This is a genomic window from Pseudobutyrivibrio sp. 49, assembly GCF_900100545.1.
In the GTDB taxonomy this organism is placed as follows: Bacteria; Bacillota; Clostridia; order Lachnospirales; family Lachnospiraceae; genus Pseudobutyrivibrio.
Map to the genome: position 1 here is coordinate 1 of NZ_FNDP01000025.1, position 17,428 is coordinate 17,428.

The window sequence follows — 17,428 nt, forward strand, 5'->3', positions numbered from 1 at the left end:
CGGCTGACTTCTCACAGTTCGTTGTTACTAGGCTAATGAAACCTCTGTGAGACCTCCACGCTTAAGGTGCACGCTCTTTCTCTCCATATATCCGCCACATTTACTCTGCTACTACAAATGTGATAGTTATTAGACTTCGTTGTTCCTTGCCAACTTATCTCTCGTAGCCTAGCCTTATATGTGATTTCTGTCCGTCGGACCGGAGATTTGCTTACAGCTTCCTTCAGATTCCACCTCACAATGGACACCCTTGCTGTTCGGCTATACACTTCCCACTATCTGGGCATGTTCGGGACTTTCACCCATTAGAGCGCGCCCATGGCGCGCAAACAAGGAAAGGATGCTGCAAAACTTGGTTTTGCAGCATCCTCTTTGTCTACACTCTGATGCCTCCCGAATTCGGGAGGCATAATTTTTATCTATTGAAGAACTCTACAAATTCCTCATATCCATCGTTTGTGAGCTGTTCCTTCTGGAACTTCTTGTTCTTGTTCATGCGAACAACGAGAACTGTCTGGCCGTTTGCACGAGCTTCCTTAGCCTGAGACATAACCTCTGCAAGCTTCTCTGCTGGGTATCCCTTTTCTACAAGGTAAGCTACCTTCTTGCTAGCGCCTGGTACCTTAAAGCCCTGCTCCATAAGGAGAAGGATGATACGCTCGAATCCGATTGAGAATCCGCAAGCTGGTGTGTTCTGGCCTGTGAAATTACCAATCATCTTGTCGTAACGTCCGCCACCACCGCAGCTTCCACCGAACTCAGGGATAGCAATCTCAAAGATTGTACCTGTGTAGTAGCTCATACCACGTACAAGTGTAGGATCAAATACAAGCTCGAACTGAGCTTCCTTTGTAGCATTTACAGCTGCTGCAATCTCACGCATCCAATCTGCAACCTCTGCATCAAGGAACTCGCCAAGCTTATCAAGAAGTACATCCATGCCTGCAGCAACATCCTTAACATTCTCAAGAAGTGCAAATAATTCTACATACTTATCGATAGACTCCTTAGAGTAGCCAGCCTCAAGAAGCTCTGCTGATACTCCATCAAGTCCAATCTTGTCCATCTTATCAAGTGTGATGAAGATTGAATCGTAATCTGCCTCAGAAAAGCCTGCGTAAGCAGCCATTGCCTTTAAGATACGACGCTCATTGATACGAATCTCGAAGTTCTTAAATCCAATTCTGCCAAGTGTTGTTGTAGTAGCAAGGATAAGCTCGATTTCTGCTAAGTTGCTTGGCTCGCCAAGGATATCAATATCACACTGTGTAAACTGTCTGTAACGTCCACGCTGTGGTCTGTCTGCTCTCCATACAGACCCAATCTGAAGAGCCTTAAATGGTGATGAAAGCTCATTAGCGTGATTTGAATAGAAGCGGCAAAGTGGAACTGTAAGGTCGTATCTCATACCAAAATCCACAACATCATCTTCTGTCTGTGCCTCAGGGATATTGAGCTTTTCACCTCTCTTCATTACCTTGAAGATAAGCTTCTCGTTCTCTCCACCCTGCTTATTTGAAAGATTTCCAATAGACTCCATAGCTGGTGTCTCAATAGGTGTAAATCCAAAGGAACGATAAGTATCCTTAATAATAGATGTAACATAATCACGAACTTCCATCTCGTATGGGAGAATATCCTTCATTCCGTTAACTGGTTTCTTGTTTAAAGCCATTTCAAATCCTCTCTAAGTCTTTCACGTTTTCTTTCTATCATTTCATCAATTCGGTCCATATAAAGCTGGACATCCTTGACATTTTCGCATCTTGTAACGGTCTTGCCATGGTCTGTAACGAACTTGCAGGCCGTGCCGCAACCAAGTGCCATTATAGTTTGTTTCTCCTCCATTATCAAGATATTATATAATCCCTCATTTCCTGGAGTAGAGTAACCAATATTCTCTAAGTTTGCTGCCATATTTTTCTGGCGATATAAATAGTATGGAGCCATGCCCATGCGTTTTGCAGCATCAAGGCAGATGTCCATATGCTTCTGGGAATTATCAATAAGATAATCCTCGTAAGCTTCCTTATCATAATTAAGGCGAGCTGAATGCTTCAACGCCAGCGAATGGACTGTAAGATTATCAGGTGCAAGCTTCTCCACCTCTGATAATGTGTAAGCCACATCCTCGATAGTCTCTCCTGGAAGTCCAAGGATAAGATCCATATTAATATTCTTAAATCCAAGGTCACGTGCCCAGCCAAATACTCGGTGGATATCTTCCACCTTATGGAAGCGTCCAATCAAATCCAAAGTCTTCTGATTCATAGTCTGTGGATTGATGGAAATACGTGAAACAGGATGATTCTTCATAACCTGAAGCTTTTCAAGTGTAATTGAATCAGGTCTGCCTGCTTCGATGGTATATTCCAGCAAATCAGCTGTGTTGAAATATCTATCAACCAGTGTGAGCAATCTCTCCAGATGCTCGGCATCAAGAGAGGTAGGTGTGCCACCACCGATGTAGATAGTTGTAAGACTCTTGCCCTTGCAAGACTCTGCTGTAAAAGCCATCTCCTTCTCTAATGCATCGATATAATCATCAAGCTTCTTTGTCCAAAGTCCTATTGGATAAGAAGTGAATGAACAATAAAGACAGGTGCTAGGGCAAAATGGAATACCAATATAAACTGAATATCCATTGTCATAATCAATCTTTGAAAGTAGCTCATGCTCCTTATGAGATACCTGAAGGCTAAGGTCAATTTTTTCCTGTGAGGTAAGATATGTCTGTCTCATGTATGCAGTCACATCAGAATCACTGGCGCCCTCTTCTATCATTCCAAGTGAAATTTTTGTAGGGCGGATACCTGTAAGTGTCCCCCAAGGTAAATCCTTACCAGTACGCTCATGTAAGCTCTCATAGATTGCAAGCTTCAGACGATTCTTTGTATCTGGACGATTCTCATAATCAATCTGGATCTCTCTGCCATCTAAGGTGAGCACATTATCTGAATAATTCACCTGCATCGAAAAAAGAAGCCCTGCATCCTCTGGGACAGGCTCTGTAGAAATCTTGACCTCTTCCTTTGGATAGAAGGCTTTCACAAGTGAATATATGTCATATTCAAAATTATTTTCGTTTAACTGTACGTATATCATTAATTATTCCTATTATAAAAACATATTGTTGTTACGCTCGAACTCGATAGTGGTAGCGCTTTCGTGTCCCGGATAACAGATTGTTTCATTTGGGAGCACCATAAGCTTTTCTTTGATGCTGTTTACAAGCTGAGACATAGAACCCCCTGGAAAATCAGTGCGTCCAACAGAACCACGGAAAAGAGTATCTCCTGTAAACAGGATTCCTTCTTTTTCGAAATAGAAGCAGCAACCACCTGGTGTGTGACCTGGTGTAGCAAGGCACTTAAATGTAAGGCCTGCCATTTCCACCTCTTCATCATCCTTAAGGAAAATGTCTGTCTTGTATGAAGCAGCTTCGCCCATCATAACAGATAAATTAATCTCTGGATTTGCTAATGTCTCACGCTCTTTCTCGTATGCATAAACTTTGATGCCATAGGCTGCTGCGATTTCAGCAGCTGCGCCTGCATGATCAAAATGACCATGTGTAAGTAAAATAGCAACTGGTGTAGTGCCAGACTGCTCAACTCCTGCCTTGATACGTTCTGGAGCTGAACCTGGATCTATAATGATTGATTCTTTTGTCTCTTCATTGATTGCCAGATAGCAGTTCATAGCGCACACTGGCAACATAATATGCATAACTTTCATTAAATAAAACTATCCTCTAGGTCTTTCTACATCTATGATAGATTCTACCTGCTTAATCTTCTCAACAAGGGCTCTAAGCTGTTCCTTACTCTGAGTACCAAACTTAATGGTAATGGTAGCTACGCCCTGCTTGCTGGTCTTAGAGTGGATGGAATCGATGTCAATCTCACGCTCTGTGAAGATACGGGTAATATCCACGAGAAGGCCAGTACGGTTATTTCCGTAGATATTAATCTCTGTAAGATAAACGCCGCCTTTTCTTCCTTCTTCCTCTGCACCTGTAGCCCACTCTGCCTCAATAAGACGCTCCTTCTCGAACTCAGGAAGGTTAATCATGTTGATGCAGTCTGTACGGTGGATAGAGACGCCACGACCTCTTGTAACGAAGCCTACGATTTCATCACCTGGCACTGGATTACAGCACTTAGAGAAACGAACGGAAACATCATAAAGACCGCTAACTGTAATACCATTCTTTGACTTTGGACGAATCTTATCACTAGAACCTGAATGTTCTGCAAGAACATCTTCATCAGTAACTTTCACTGGATGATCCTTCTGCCATGCAGTGAACATTCTATTGATAACAGCGCCTTCCTTGATAGCTCCCTGACCTACTGCAGCCAGAGTATCTTCCCAACTATGGAAGCCGTATTTATTCTTAATGAGCTCCTGATATTTAGGCTTATTAATCGAGCCAATATCAACGCCCTTCTGTTTTGCAGAATTGATAAGTAATTCCTTACCCTTTGCGATGTTCTCGTCCTTAGACTGGGTACGGAACCACTGATTAATTTTATTCTTAGCCTGTGAAGACTTAACAATATTAAGCCAGTCGCGGCTAGGTCCGTTTGTATTCTGTGATGTGACAATCTCGATACGATCGCCATTCTGAATAACGTAGTCGATAGGTACAAGCTTTCCGTTTACCTTTGCACCAATCATTCTGTTACCAACAGCAGAATGAATAGAGTATGCAAAATCGATAGGTGTAGAGCCATTTGGAAGGTTCTTAACATCTCCTGTAGGAGTGAAACAGAAAACTGTATCAGAAAACAGATTTAAATCTGATTTAAGCAGTGATGAAAACTCCTTATTATCGGAAATTTCCTGCTGCCACTCAAGGATTTCGCGTAGCCAAGAAAGCTTCTCTTCCTCGCCAACAACTGTGGAGCCTTCTCCACTTTCCTTATATTTCCAGTGAGCTGCAATACCATATTCACTGGTACGATGCATTTCGTATGTACGAATCTGAATCTCGAATGGTGCACCATTAGGACCGATGACTGTAGTGTGCAAAGACTGATACATATTAGGCTTTGGCATAGCAATGTAGTCCTTAAAACGACCTGGAATTGGTGTATACATTTCGTGGATAACACCAAGGGCAGCATAACAATCCTTGATAGAATCTACGATTATACGAACTGCAAATAAATCATAAATCTGATCGATGGTCTTGTGCTGATTAACCATCTTCTTATATATACTGAAGAAATGCTTAGCACGACCATAAACCTCTGCCTGAATCTCTGCAGCATCAATGTGCTTACGCACGTCATCTACTAATGAATTAATATATTCTGTACGCTGGCTCTTTCTAAGAGCAATCTTCTCCACCAAATCATAGTAAGCATCTGGCTCCAGATATTTCAGCGATAAATCATCAAGCTCAATCTTAACCCTGCTGATACCGAGACGCTGTGCCAATGGAGCATAAATCTCCATAGTCTCACGTGCCTTCTCCTTCTGCTTCTCTGGAATCATGTACTTTAAGGTACGCATGTTGTGAAGTCTATCGGCAAGCTTAATAAGGATTACACGAATATCCTTTGCCATAGCAAGGAACATCTTACGAAGATTCTCTGCCTGAATCTCCACCTTATCAGCATCGTAATTCAACTGACCTAACTTTGTAACGCCATCAACAAGCTCTGCAACTTCGTCTGAGAACTCCTGGGCAATCTCTTCCTTAGTACAGATGGTGTCCTCTACTACATCGTGAAGAAGACCAGCCACGATTGTCTCCTTATCAAGCTCCAAGTCTGCCAAAATAATGGCAACACAAAGAGGATGAATGATATAAGGCTCGCCAGACTTACGACACTGTCCCTCATGGGCATTTCTGGCAATCATGTAGCCTTTTTCAATCATGGAAATATCTGTATTAGGGTGATATTTGCGAACGCGCTGAATAAGCTCCTTATAGAGCTCGTCAGGATCAACGAAATCTTCTGTAGCAATGACACCACGGCTCTCGAACGCAGTACTATCTACTAGTCTGTCTTTTTCGCTCTTATTTTCTGCCATAGTATCACCACCTCTCTAAAAAAATTTTATTAAATATTATATTATTTAACTATGCTAATTGCAATGTTTTACACCAAAAAGACATAGTATTTATATAGGGATTTTACATAAAAAAAACGCGCAGCAAAATGCTGCGCGCAATGTGTCAATTTCTAATTAATTAATCATCCTCAAGCTCATCAGATGAAAGCTCAAGTACTGTACGCTTACGAGCCATCTCATCAGACTCAAGGTACTCATCGTATGTAGTCATCTTATCAATCATCTGTCCGTTTGGAAGGATTTCGATGATACGGTTTGCAGTAGTCTGCACAATTTCGTGGTCACGAGAAGAGAAAAGGATAACTCCTGAGAACTTCTGGAGACCAGTGTTAAGTGCTGTGATACTTTCCATATCTAAGTGGTCAGTAGGCTCGTCGAGCATAAGAACGTTAGAGTTCTCAATCATCATACGTGAAAGAAGAACACGAACCTTTTCACCACCGGATAATACCTTCATCTTCTTTGCGCCGTCATCGCCAGCGAAAAGCATACGACCAAGGAAACCACGTACATAAGTAGCATCCTTAATCTCAGAGAACTGTGTAAGCCAGTCTACAATAAGAAGGTCTGTAGAGAAGATTTCTGTATTGTCCTTAGGGAAGTAAGACTGAGATGTAGTAACACCCCACTTGTAGCTTCCTTCGTCTGGCTCCATCTCTCCTGCAAGAATCTGGAAGAGAACTGTCTTAGCCTTTTCGTTAGAACCAACTAAAGCAATCTTGTCCTCACGACCTACGTTAAATGAAAGGTGATCAAGAATAAGCTCACCATCAATAGTCTTTGTAAGGTTTTCAACTGAGAGAACCTCGTTTCCGATTTCACGAGCTGGGCGGAAATCGATGTATGGATACTTACGGCTAGATGGACGGATGTCATCAAGCTGAATCTTCTCTAATGCACGCTTACGTGATGTAGCCTGCTTAGACTTAGAAGCGTTAGCAGAGAATCTCTGGATGAACTCCTGTAATTCCTTAATCTGCTCTTCCTTCTTCTTATTTGCTTCCTTACGCTGCTGGATAATAAGCTGTGAAGACTGATACCAGAAATCGTAGTTACCAGCGTAAAGCTGAATCTTGCCGTAATCAATATCTGCTGTGTGAGTACATACCTTATTAAGGAAGTATCTGTCGTGGGAAACAACGATAACTGTGTTCTCAAAGTTAATAAGGAACTCCTCAAGCCAACCGATAGCATCTAAATCAAGGTGGTTAGTAGGCTCATCGAGAAGAAGTACATCTGGTGAACCAAAAAGTGCACGTGCAAGAAGAATCTTGACCTTTAATGCACCTGGAAGATCTGCCATCTGTGTGTAGTGGAACTCTGTATCAACACCAAGTCCATTAAGAAGAGTAGCTGCATCTGCCTCTGCGTTCCAGCCATCCATCTCAGCGAACTCTGTCTCAAGCTCAGCTGCGCGGATACCATCCTCGTCAGAGAAATCTTCCTTCATATAAATAGCGTCCTTTTCCTTCATGATATCGTAGAGACGCTGATTACCCATGATAACTGTATCAAGAGCTGTAAACTCATCGTATTTGAAGTGATCCTGCTCTAAGAATGAAAGACGGTTTCCAGGGCTCATTGTGATTTCGCCGCTGGTAGGCTCAAGCTGGCCAGATAAAATCTTGAGGAATGTAGACTTACCTGCACCGTTGGCACCGATGATACCGTAGCAGTTACCTTCTGTAAATTTGATATTAACTTCTTCGAAAAGGGCTTTCTTTCCAAAACGAAGAGTAACATTATTTGCTTGAATCATATAATTTCCTTTCTCTATACAAAAAAACAAGTTGGAAAACCAGGCACGCCAAAGTAAGTCCAACTTTAAAATCAAAACCTGTGTAATGATACCAAAAAATAATAATTTTGTACAGATATATCAATATTTATGATTCACACATCATTAATTTACCTCAAAGAATTTTTTCTTTCAGAAAAAATTGCTCCTAGTTTATATTTCAAAGTATAGTGACAATTGCCGATATTATTTGTAAAATGATTATATAATATGTAAATTTACGTAACATTTAATAATTTCACCAGCAAGGAGACTATTCCGTGTTATTTAGACAGACTTCATTCAACGATACATTTCATAATACGATGAAGCAATGGGCAACAGATATCCTTTACGGGGATAATGTTGCCTTTTTTCATATCTTTGTTCCTTACAATCTTGATGACAAGAAAAAGGACCTTGATGAAGTACGCCAAATCATAAGAAAAGAATTCCCAAAGGCAACTATCGTTGGATGTAGTGCTACTGGCGATATTCTAGGTGGCAAATTGAATGATGATGAGCTTGTAATAACAGCTATGATATTTGAGGAAGCATCTAGCTATGTTAATATTATTACAACCTACGATACAGCCAATACATACAATGCTGACACCGTTTTAGCCTATGCCAAAAGCTTGCCTAATCTTAAAGGAATCGAACTACTGACAGCCTCTACCTATCAGCGTCTTGAAGAGGCTGGCGCTATCGTAGATGCTCTTCCAGAGGATGTTAATATTTTTGGCGGAGTGGCTGTTGGCGATGAGGATCACCAGGCTTATGTATTTGCAAATGATTACGATTGTAGCACCACCGGATCTGTAATAGTCTTCTATGGCGGCCCTGATTTGCATATTCTTACCAACAGAATGTTTGGCTGGAAGCCAATAGGCTATCCTCTACAGGTTACACACTCTGAGGGTGATATCGTTTATGAAATCGATGGCAAGCCTGCCTATGACGTATATGAGCATTATCTCCATATAGAAAAGGGGCATAGCTTTTTCTACGATGCGCTAGAATTTCCTATGCAGGTGCAGGTAGACAAAGAAACCAAATATATACGACACGCAAAAAGCGTTAATCCAGACGGGTCTATTGTTATGTCTTCCAACGTTCCACAGGGTAGCTACATCCACCTAACCTATGGTGATCCACGCCGAATCATACGACATACCAAGCAGACAGAACTCACTATTAGAGAGTTTTCACCCCAAATGATTTATATCATTAATTGCATGGGACGAAAGCTGTTTTGGGGGGATAAGGCCGGTATTGAGATTGGAGAAATATCTAAAAATCTCAAATCCATGGGCTTTAGTGCTCTCGGTGAAATCATGCGTTCCAACAAGCTGACTCTTCTTAACAACCTTTCCGTGGTAACAGTGGCAATGAGGGAAGGTGACGCCAGAAACGATGCTGTTATTGCAGAAGAACATACAGAGCAGGATTCTAACATGCCTATCACCGCCCGTCTTGCAATCTTTATAAATACTATTACTGAAGAGCTTATGGATAAGAATGCACAGCTCAGTGAAATGCTTTATAAAGCCTCTCACGACGCTTTGACTAATCTTCTCAATCGTGGTGCAATCGAACGAAATATTTATGAAATCAACGATACTTGTGATACCAAAAACTGGTATCTTCTAATGTTTGATATAGACGATTTTAAGCAGGTTAACGATACCTATGGACATGCGGAAGGTGATATGATACTGAAGGCTGTATCTAGCTATTTACTTGAAAATGTGTGCACTATTCCAAATGTACAGGCTGGTAGATGGGGTGGCGAAGAATTCATGATTTTGTTGTCCAATTCATCCGACGATGACGCCTACAAGCTTGCTGAATGTATTTGCTCACAAATAAAAAAGAAGTCTGCTTCTCATGCCCAAATTACCATTAGTATTGGTGTTACCAAGCATCATGAATCTGAAAAAGTAGCTGATACCATTAACCGTGTAGATGAGCTGCTTTATAAAGCAAAGGAGCTAGGCAAAAATCAGGTTAGCTGTGAATTTATTTAAGCAATTTATAACAGGAGCACCCGTTATATATGGGTGCTCTTTTTATGCAGTTTTTTAAGTAAATCCTTAAGTAATTTGTGACTAAATTGTGAAATACTCGTTTGTGTATTTTTACTCAAACAAATGTCAATAGTGAATTTGCGACAATTTTTAATAATTGGAGAGCAATAATTTGACAGATGTGATTATTACATATTTGTTACAATTTAATTGCTCGAGCAACGAAAACGTTTAAGGAACTGAAACAATTAATTATTACTAGAAAGAAAAGGGGGACTTTTGAAGATGAAGAGAAAAGTCGCAAGTCTGTTGAGCGCAAGCTTAGCTGCTGGTTTATTATTATCAAGCAGCGCAACAGTTATGGCAGCTCCTAGCATCAGCCCATACACAAAGGTTGAGGCTGAAAAAGCCATCACAAAGAATGGCGTAGAAGTTGCTACAGAAAATAATAACGTATTTATTTCAAGCCTTGAGAAAGGTGATTCATTTAGCACAACACCATTGAATTTTACAAATGGTTTAACAGGTTTTGAAGGTTCATTTAGATCAGCTGGCGCTGGTTTAGTTGAAGTCAGACTTGATAAAGAAGATGGTGAAGCACTTGGTTCATTCAAGATTAGCAATACTAACGGTGCATTCAAGACTTATTCAGTAAAGGTATCAAAGGAAGTTGCTGGTCAGCATACACTTTACTTTGTAGGAAAGCTTGGAAACGTTGACGTTGATTACTTCAACGCTACAGGCGCTGGCGAGGTTACACCTACACCTACACCTGTTGTAACTCCTACACCTACTCCTGTAGTAACACCTGTTGTTACAGGCGAGGTAAATCCTTATGAGACTGTTGAGGTTGAGAAGGTTGCTGAACTTAAGGATGCTATGGTTACTCCTAATAAGTCAGCTGTTATGATTAGAGAAAATGGTTATGCACTTATCAAGAATGTAAACTTCGTTGATGGTGCTGCTATTATTACTGTTAACGGTAAGACAACAAGTGATTTATCTATCCTTGACATCAGAGTAGATGGCCTTGATGCTGCTAACTCTATCGGAAACGCTAAGTTCTCTAAGTCAAACGAGGGTGCTAAGACAATCCAGATTAAGAAGGATATCACTGGTGTTCATGATGTTTACTTAGTAAACACATTTGCAGGATCAAACGTAACAGTTGATTCTATCATCGCAAAGGCTGCTCCAACAAAGCCTACACCAACTCCTGTTGTAACTCCTACACCAACTCCTGTTGTAACTCCTACACCAACTCCTGTAGTTACACCAACTCCTACACCTGTTGTAACTCCTACTCCAACTCCTGTAGTTACACCAACTCCTACACCTGTTGTAACTCCTACTCCAACTCCTGTAGTTAAGAAGGATCTTGCATTCGAGTATCAGATTAACAGCTGGGGAACAGGTTACACAGTAAACTTCGCTGTTGTTAACAAGACAGGTAAGACTGTTGACGGATGGAAGGTTAAGATTAGCAAGAAAGATGTTAAGATTGACAGCAGCTGGTGCGTAAATGTTGCTGAGGAAGGCAACTACTATGTAATCACTCCAATGTCATGGAACAGCACTATCTACAATGGTGGAAGCGCTCAGTTCGGTATCGTTGGATCAGGTGCAATCGGATCAACAATTGATTACGTACTTGAATAATCTAGTTTTCATTTATCCTACATAAAAAACTAAGGGCCTTGCCGTATATCGGCAGGGCCTTTTATATGTGTCAAATATTCATCATTTCTTCACAGATGTCCATAGTTTATTCACAAATGTCCATGCCTTCTTTGCTAGAATGAAAATGCTCGAGCAACGAAAACGTTTAAGTAATTCATTTAATCTAAAAGGAGGATTTAGACGTACTATGAAAAAACTACTTACAGGTTTATTAAGTGTTTGTTTAGCAGCTAGTTTATTCTTTTCTATGAATATCACTTCTTGGGCTGCAGAAGGAGATGAAGACACCAATACTATCAACCCATATGAAAGAGTTGAAGCTGAGGATGCTAATTATTTCGCTTATTCTTATAAAGCCAACTCAGCTGATGGCAGTCCTTGTGGCGCAGTTATTAGCACCATTGGCTATATTGTATTTCAAAATGTAGACTTCGGCGAAGGTACTGATACTATCAACGTATGTGCCCAAGCTGCCGATTTATCACCACTTTGGTTTATGGTAGATTCACTAAAAGATGAAAATACCTCTGAAGGTAAAATCGAAGTAACTCCTAGTGAAGGACTTGAGGTTTATAACGTTAAGCTCAATACTACAATAACAGGAGTACATACCATCTACATTGGTGTTCCATATTTGCCAAATATGGGCGGTATGCATTATGTAAATGTTGATTACTGGGTAGCTGAAAAACCACCTGTTCCTGAGCCAACACCTGAACTTACACTTGAATACGATGTTTACTGCTGGGGCTCTGGCTATAAGGTAGATTTCAAAGTAGTTAACAACTCTGATGAGGATGTTGTTGGCTGGGCATTAAAAATCAAGAAGAATGGCCACAGCTTTGATCACAGCTGGTGCGTAAATGTAAAAGACGATGGTGATTACTTCATCGTTACTCCTTTAGATTGGAATTCAGTAATTCCTGCAAATGGAACTGTAGAATTTGGTATTCTTAGTTCAGATAATGTAGGCGTTGCTTCTGAATATGAGTTTATAGATCCTGTTCCAGTAGAGGATGAAAAGCTGGGTCTTGATTACAGTATCCAAAGTTGGGACGATGGTTACAATGTAAACTTCACATTAACCAACAATTCTGATACTCAGCTTAATGGATGGACATTAAAGCTTAATAAGAGTGATATCAACATCACCTCTAGCTGGAGTGTAAATGTAGAAGAAACAGATGACTACTATATCCTCACTCCTGCAGGTTGGAATACAATCGTTGGACCTCATGACTCAACAACCTTTGGTATTCAGGGTTCTGGAGAAATTGGAACAGAAATTGGATATGAACTTGAAGAAATGAAATAACTTTATTACATAAAAAAATATAACACGCGCGTATGCGCGTGTTATATTTTTATGCAATGTAAAAGAGACGCCAGCGGAGCGTCTCTTTCAAAAGGGAGAATAATGTTATGAAAAAATTGTATCTCTTTCGAGATGAGTATATATTAACTGAAATTTATGTTCAACTCATGTAAGAAGTGTGAATTGTCTGTGAATAAAAATTAAATTCTGACAATAGTTACTTCATATAACATTTCTGCCCTGGCATATTATTTTATGAAATAGTCTCAACTCTGATTGTGTTTGTGTTACCTACAGAACCATCGATTGGGCCACCTGTAAGAACGATCATGTCGCCCTTGGCAAGACCTAACATCTCCTGTGTACGTTCTACGGCACGTGCAAACATAACGTCAAGAGCCTTGTACTTATCTACGAGAACTGGTGTAACACCCCAGCTAAGTGCAAGTCTTCTCCATACCTTCTTATCTGTTGTCATAGCGATAACATCTACTGGGCAACGGAAACGGCTAACACGCTTTGCTGTGTAACCAGACTTTGTACATGCAACGATTGCCTTAGCGTTAACATCGATAGCCATAGAGCATGTAGAGTGGCTGACAGCATCTGCTGTGTTGATAACTGACATATCTTCCTTATGGAAACGTCCTTCGTAGTTAATGTCATTCTCTGTAGTCTCAGCAATCTCTGCCATTGTAGCAACAGCCTGAACTGGGAACTTACCCTGAGCAGACTCACCTGAAAGCATGATAGCTGATGTTCCATCATATACAGCGTTAGCAACGTCTGAGATCTCAGCACGTGTAGGACGTGGATTAGAAATCATAGACTCAAGCATCTCTGTAGCTGTAACAACGCTCTTACCAAGGGCACGAGCCTTAGCGATAAGCTCCTTCTGAACTGCTGGAAGCTTAACGAATGGAATCTCAACACCAAGGTCACCACGAGCAACCATGATACCATTAGCAATCTCAAGGATTTCCTCAACATTGTCAACACCTGGCTGGTTCTCGATCTTAGCGATAACAACGATATCCTTACCACCGTTCTCATCGAGGAATGTTCTAAGCTCAACCATATCCTGCTTTGTAGAAACGAAAGATGCAGCAACGAAATCAACATCGTTCTCGATACCGAAAAGAATATCCTTCTTATCCTGCTCTGAAAGGTAAGGACCAGACATAACCTTGTTAGGGAAGCTCATAGACTTCTTATTGCTCATAGTACCGCCTGCTGTACACTTTGTGATAACATCGTGTCCCTTAACCTCAGTAACCTCGAAGAATACAATTCCGTTACATACTGAAAGTGTATCTCCAACCTTAAGATCATTGTGAAGGTTCTTGTGGCTAACAGATACTCTTGTCTGATCACCTTCAACATCGTCAGTTGTGAATGTGAAAACATCACCTTCGTTTACTGTAACAGAACCATCTTTGAAAGTACCGATACGATACTCTGGACCCTTTGTATCAAGGAGGATAGCGATTGGAAGATTAAGCTTCTTACGAACCTTTTTAACCAAATCCATCTTCATGCCCTGCTCTTCATGATCACCATGTGAAAAGTTCATTCTGGCAACATTCATGCCGGCCTTAGCCATGGCTGTGAGAGTCTCCTCATTCATACTTGCTGGACCAATTGTACAAATAATCTTTGTTTTTCTCATTAGATAACTCCTATCTATATAAACTAATTGTTATTAAAAAAAACGAAATCTTTTCTATAATAACACCAATCAACCTTTACGTAAACCACCGATTTTATTTTACCACATGAAAAAGGAGCCGACATCAGTCGGCCCCTAGATTTAACAAAAAGTTCTTATTTAAAGATTGTAAGAATTCCAAGCTTGCTAAGAACAAATCCAAGTAAAGCAAGCACTGCAACTGCTGCTGCAATAATTCCAGCAACTGCTCCTGCGCTAAGTCCTGCGCTGTCGCCTGCCTCTGGAACCTGCTCATCAGCGATTGTCTCCTCTGATGGCTGCTCTACAGTTTCCTCTGGCTTTGTCTCTTCTGAAACATCTCCTGTTGTAGGTGTAGCCTCATCCTCGATTGTTGTCTCAGCCTCGCCCTCTGCCTCAGTAGCTTCGCCTGTAGAAGGCTTTGTAGTCTGACCTGGCTTAGTCTGAGCACCTGTACCCTGCTGTGGTCCTGCTGCAGGAGCCTGTGGGTCTGTGATAGTTGTGGTAGTCTCAGTACCTGTAGCTGGTGTAGTCTGTCCACCTGTTGAAGCAGAGCTTCCTGATGAAGAACTGCCAGATGATGTACTTCCTGATGAAGAACTTCCACCTGATGATGCTGAGCTTCCACCTGTAGAACCACCCTGAGAACCTGAACCTGCTGAACCAGAGCTTGGTGCTGGTGCTGGAGCTGGAGTCTTCGCTGTAACATCAACAGCTGTAGCGTACTGCATCTCAAATCCATCTGAAACAGCCTTTACTGTTGCTGTAACGATAGTCTTTCCTGCATTCTTTGCATCAAGCTTTCCATCTACATATGTAGCAACGCTGTCATCCTCTGAAGCGTATTCTACAGTAACTTTATTAAGGATTGACTCTGGAAGAACAAATAAATCCTTATTGCTTCCAGCCTCGATTGAAACTGTTACCTCTGCCTCTGGAATTACATCGAATGGATCTACGTATTCATCTGAAAGCTCTAATGTTTCGATAGCCTTTGTAAGTCTTACAGTAGCTGAATCAATCTCATCAAATGTTGCAGCTGCCTCAGCCTCTGCGATAACTTCCTCAAGACGTCCTGCAGATTCTGCTGACATAAATGTAAGGTCAAATGCCTTAGCTCTTTCAATAAGGGCGTTGAGCTCTGACTTATCAAGTGCATCTACTGCAAGATTAAGCTCAACTCTTGCTGTCTTACCTTCAAGAGATGCCTCTGCTGTAAGCTTAACCTCAGAAGCCTTATCTGTAATAGTAACAACACCTTTTTCTGAGATAACCTCTGGATTAGATGATGTCCATGTTACAGCTGTGCCGATTACTGATGTTGGAAGCTCAAGGTTGTATCTGATGTGCTCTCTGTCAGTATTCTGTCCCTTGATTGCCTCGAAATCACAAGCTGAATCAAGACTTGTCTGAAGTCTGTTATCTAAGAAATCCTCAGCAGCTGCCTTGATAGCCGATTCATCTAATGCTCTGTTGTAAATCTTGATTTCATCAAAAGCACCATTGAAGCAAGGGTCCCAATAATTAGCACCGAATAAGATTGATTCATTAGTGCCACAAAGTGGGTTATTAAATGCACCGCTGGCAGCCTTCTCGCCATTTACGTACATATCAAGATGACCATCTGTACCAACAAGAGTAACCATTGACCAAGCATTGTTTGTAATAGTTGGATTGCCGATGGTAGTCCAGCTCATAGCTGCTGCATTTCCTACAGTCTTTGCTCCATCTGTTCTACCCCAAAGCTTATAAGACTGGTCACCGCCATCACCTGAGATTGCTGTCCAGTGCTCAGGGCTGTGATACCCCATAAGCATCATAACCTGATTGTTAGCCTGTGAAGCATATGGCTTTACAAGGAAGGAAATAGTATAATCCAATCCCTGAACCTTGTTTCCAAGATCAAGACCATATCCATCTGTTACAATTGCCTTTCCATTTGCACCATTCACAAATTTAAGCTCACCATCATAATTACCTAAGCCTTTAACGATAGCCTTGGCATCACCGATACCATCTTCGAAGTTATAAGAAGCAACCAGGTAATTATCATAATCAACTACTCCTGTTTCCTCTTCTACTTCCTTCAAAGACTTACCAGTATATAGTCTCTCAACATCGATATCTGAAATTGTGCGGTCGTAAATCATAACATCATCTACGAGACCGTTAAAGCATCCATCCCAATTATTTGCGCCGATGTAGACATCCTGCTCTTCACCTGCCATAAATGGTACGAAGTTTTCATTTCCTTCAGAAATTCTCTCTCCATCGTAATATGACTTAATGATATTTCCATCGCCTGTGATTACAATGTGGTGCCACTCACTTGGAGCATAAGTAGCAAATGTCTTGGTAACCCATGAAAAGTTTGGCTTGTAGTCATACCAGAACTTCATCTGAGAATTGTTTCTATCACCTGACACTGCATACCACATTTCAGGAGAGTGATATCCCAGGAATAATACTGACTGGTTTTCAACAAGTTTTGTCTCAGGCTTTACCCATAGAGAAACTGAGAAGTTCTCACCCAGATTCTGCTGATTAAGCTTAATGCCGTAGCCACCATCCAACTTAAGTGAATTTCCTTCCTTTGTCTCATCTCTGTTAGCATCGAACTTAACTTTTCCGTCATATTCACCGAGACCTGAAACGATTGCCACAGCCTGGCTGTCGCCCTTAATATTCTTAAGGGCACCGCCATCAAAATCATACCAGGCAACTACATCATCATATAATTTATCTGCCTTTGCTATATTGTAGCCAACGAAAGGTGTTGCCAAAGCAAGTGCCATGACGCCGGCAAGTAAGCCATAATATTTCTTATTTTTTCTCATCATCATTCTCCT

At 41.1% G+C, this 17,428-nt stretch carries 10 protein-coding genes; 3 read left to right on the forward strand and 7 right to left on the reverse strand.

All coding sequences use genetic code 11. From position 1 onward, the window contains the following. Positions 1-415: 415 nt before the first annotated feature. From hisS to BLP54_RS14225, 5 genes are all read right to left on the reverse strand, one after another. A complete protein-coding gene (hisS, locus tag BLP54_RS14205; RefSeq protein ID WP_090170882.1) occupies positions 416-1,675 on the reverse strand; it encodes a histidine--tRNA ligase in 1,260 nt (419 codons plus the stop codon). After that, positions 1,666-3,105 (reverse strand): coproporphyrinogen dehydrogenase HemZ, encoded by a 1,440-nt coding sequence (hemZ, locus tag BLP54_RS14210; RefSeq protein ID WP_090170885.1) that lies wholly within the window; start codon positions 3,103-3,105, stop codon positions 1,666-1,668. Before hemZ ends, hisS begins: the two co-directional genes overlap by 10 nt. Before the next feature lie 12 nt (positions 3,106-3,117). Then, positions 3,118-3,738: an MBL fold metallo-hydrolase gene (locus tag BLP54_RS14215; RefSeq protein ID WP_090170888.1), complete on the reverse strand. Its 621-nt coding sequence runs from the start codon at positions 3,736-3,738 to the stop codon at positions 3,118-3,120. Between the two features lie 9 nt (positions 3,739-3,747). Next, a complete protein-coding gene (locus tag BLP54_RS14220; RefSeq protein ID WP_090170891.1) occupies positions 3,748-6,048 on the reverse strand; it encodes a RelA/SpoT family protein in 2,301 nt (766 codons plus the stop codon). 160 nt (positions 6,049-6,208) lie between these two features. After that, entirely contained in the window at positions 6,209-7,849 is a 1,641-nt protein-coding gene (locus BLP54_RS14225; RefSeq protein WP_090170894.1) for an ABC-F family ATP-binding cassette domain-containing protein, read from the reverse strand. A gap of 299 nt (positions 7,850-8,148) precedes the next feature. Here BLP54_RS14225 and BLP54_RS14230 point away from each other — a divergent pair, with 299 nt between their 5' ends. The 3 genes from BLP54_RS14230 to BLP54_RS14240 all read left to right on the forward strand — a co-directional run bounded on the left by BLP54_RS14230 (position 8,149) and on the right by BLP54_RS14240 (position 12,892). Further along, positions 8,149-9,897: a sensor domain-containing diguanylate cyclase gene (locus tag BLP54_RS14230; protein ID WP_090170897.1), complete on the forward strand. Its 1,749-nt coding sequence runs from the start codon at positions 8,149-8,151 to the stop codon at positions 9,895-9,897. 285 nt (positions 9,898-10,182) lie between these two features. Next, positions 10,183-11,556 (forward strand): cellulose binding domain-containing protein, encoded by a 1,374-nt coding sequence (locus BLP54_RS14235; RefSeq protein ID WP_090170900.1) that lies wholly within the window; start codon positions 10,183-10,185, stop codon positions 11,554-11,556. 208 nt (positions 11,557-11,764) lie between these two features. Then, positions 11,765-12,892, forward strand: a complete 1,128-nt coding sequence (locus BLP54_RS14240) for a cellulose binding domain-containing protein (protein ID WP_176754583.1) — start codon at positions 11,765-11,767, stop codon at positions 12,890-12,892. A 253-nt stretch (positions 12,893-13,145) separates the two neighbouring features. Here BLP54_RS14240 and pyk read toward each other — a convergent pair whose 3' ends face one another. Both pyk and BLP54_RS14250 read right to left on the reverse strand, forming a co-directional pair. Beyond that, entirely contained in the window at positions 13,146-14,561 is a 1,416-nt protein-coding gene (gene pyk, locus BLP54_RS14245) for a pyruvate kinase (RefSeq protein WP_090170907.1), read from the reverse strand. Between the two features lie 155 nt (positions 14,562-14,716). Continuing rightward, positions 14,717-17,416 (reverse strand): LamG-like jellyroll fold domain-containing protein, encoded by a 2,700-nt coding sequence (locus BLP54_RS14250; RefSeq protein ID WP_176754584.1) that lies wholly within the window; start codon positions 17,414-17,416, stop codon positions 14,717-14,719. Between the last annotated feature and the right edge of the window lie 12 nt (positions 17,417-17,428).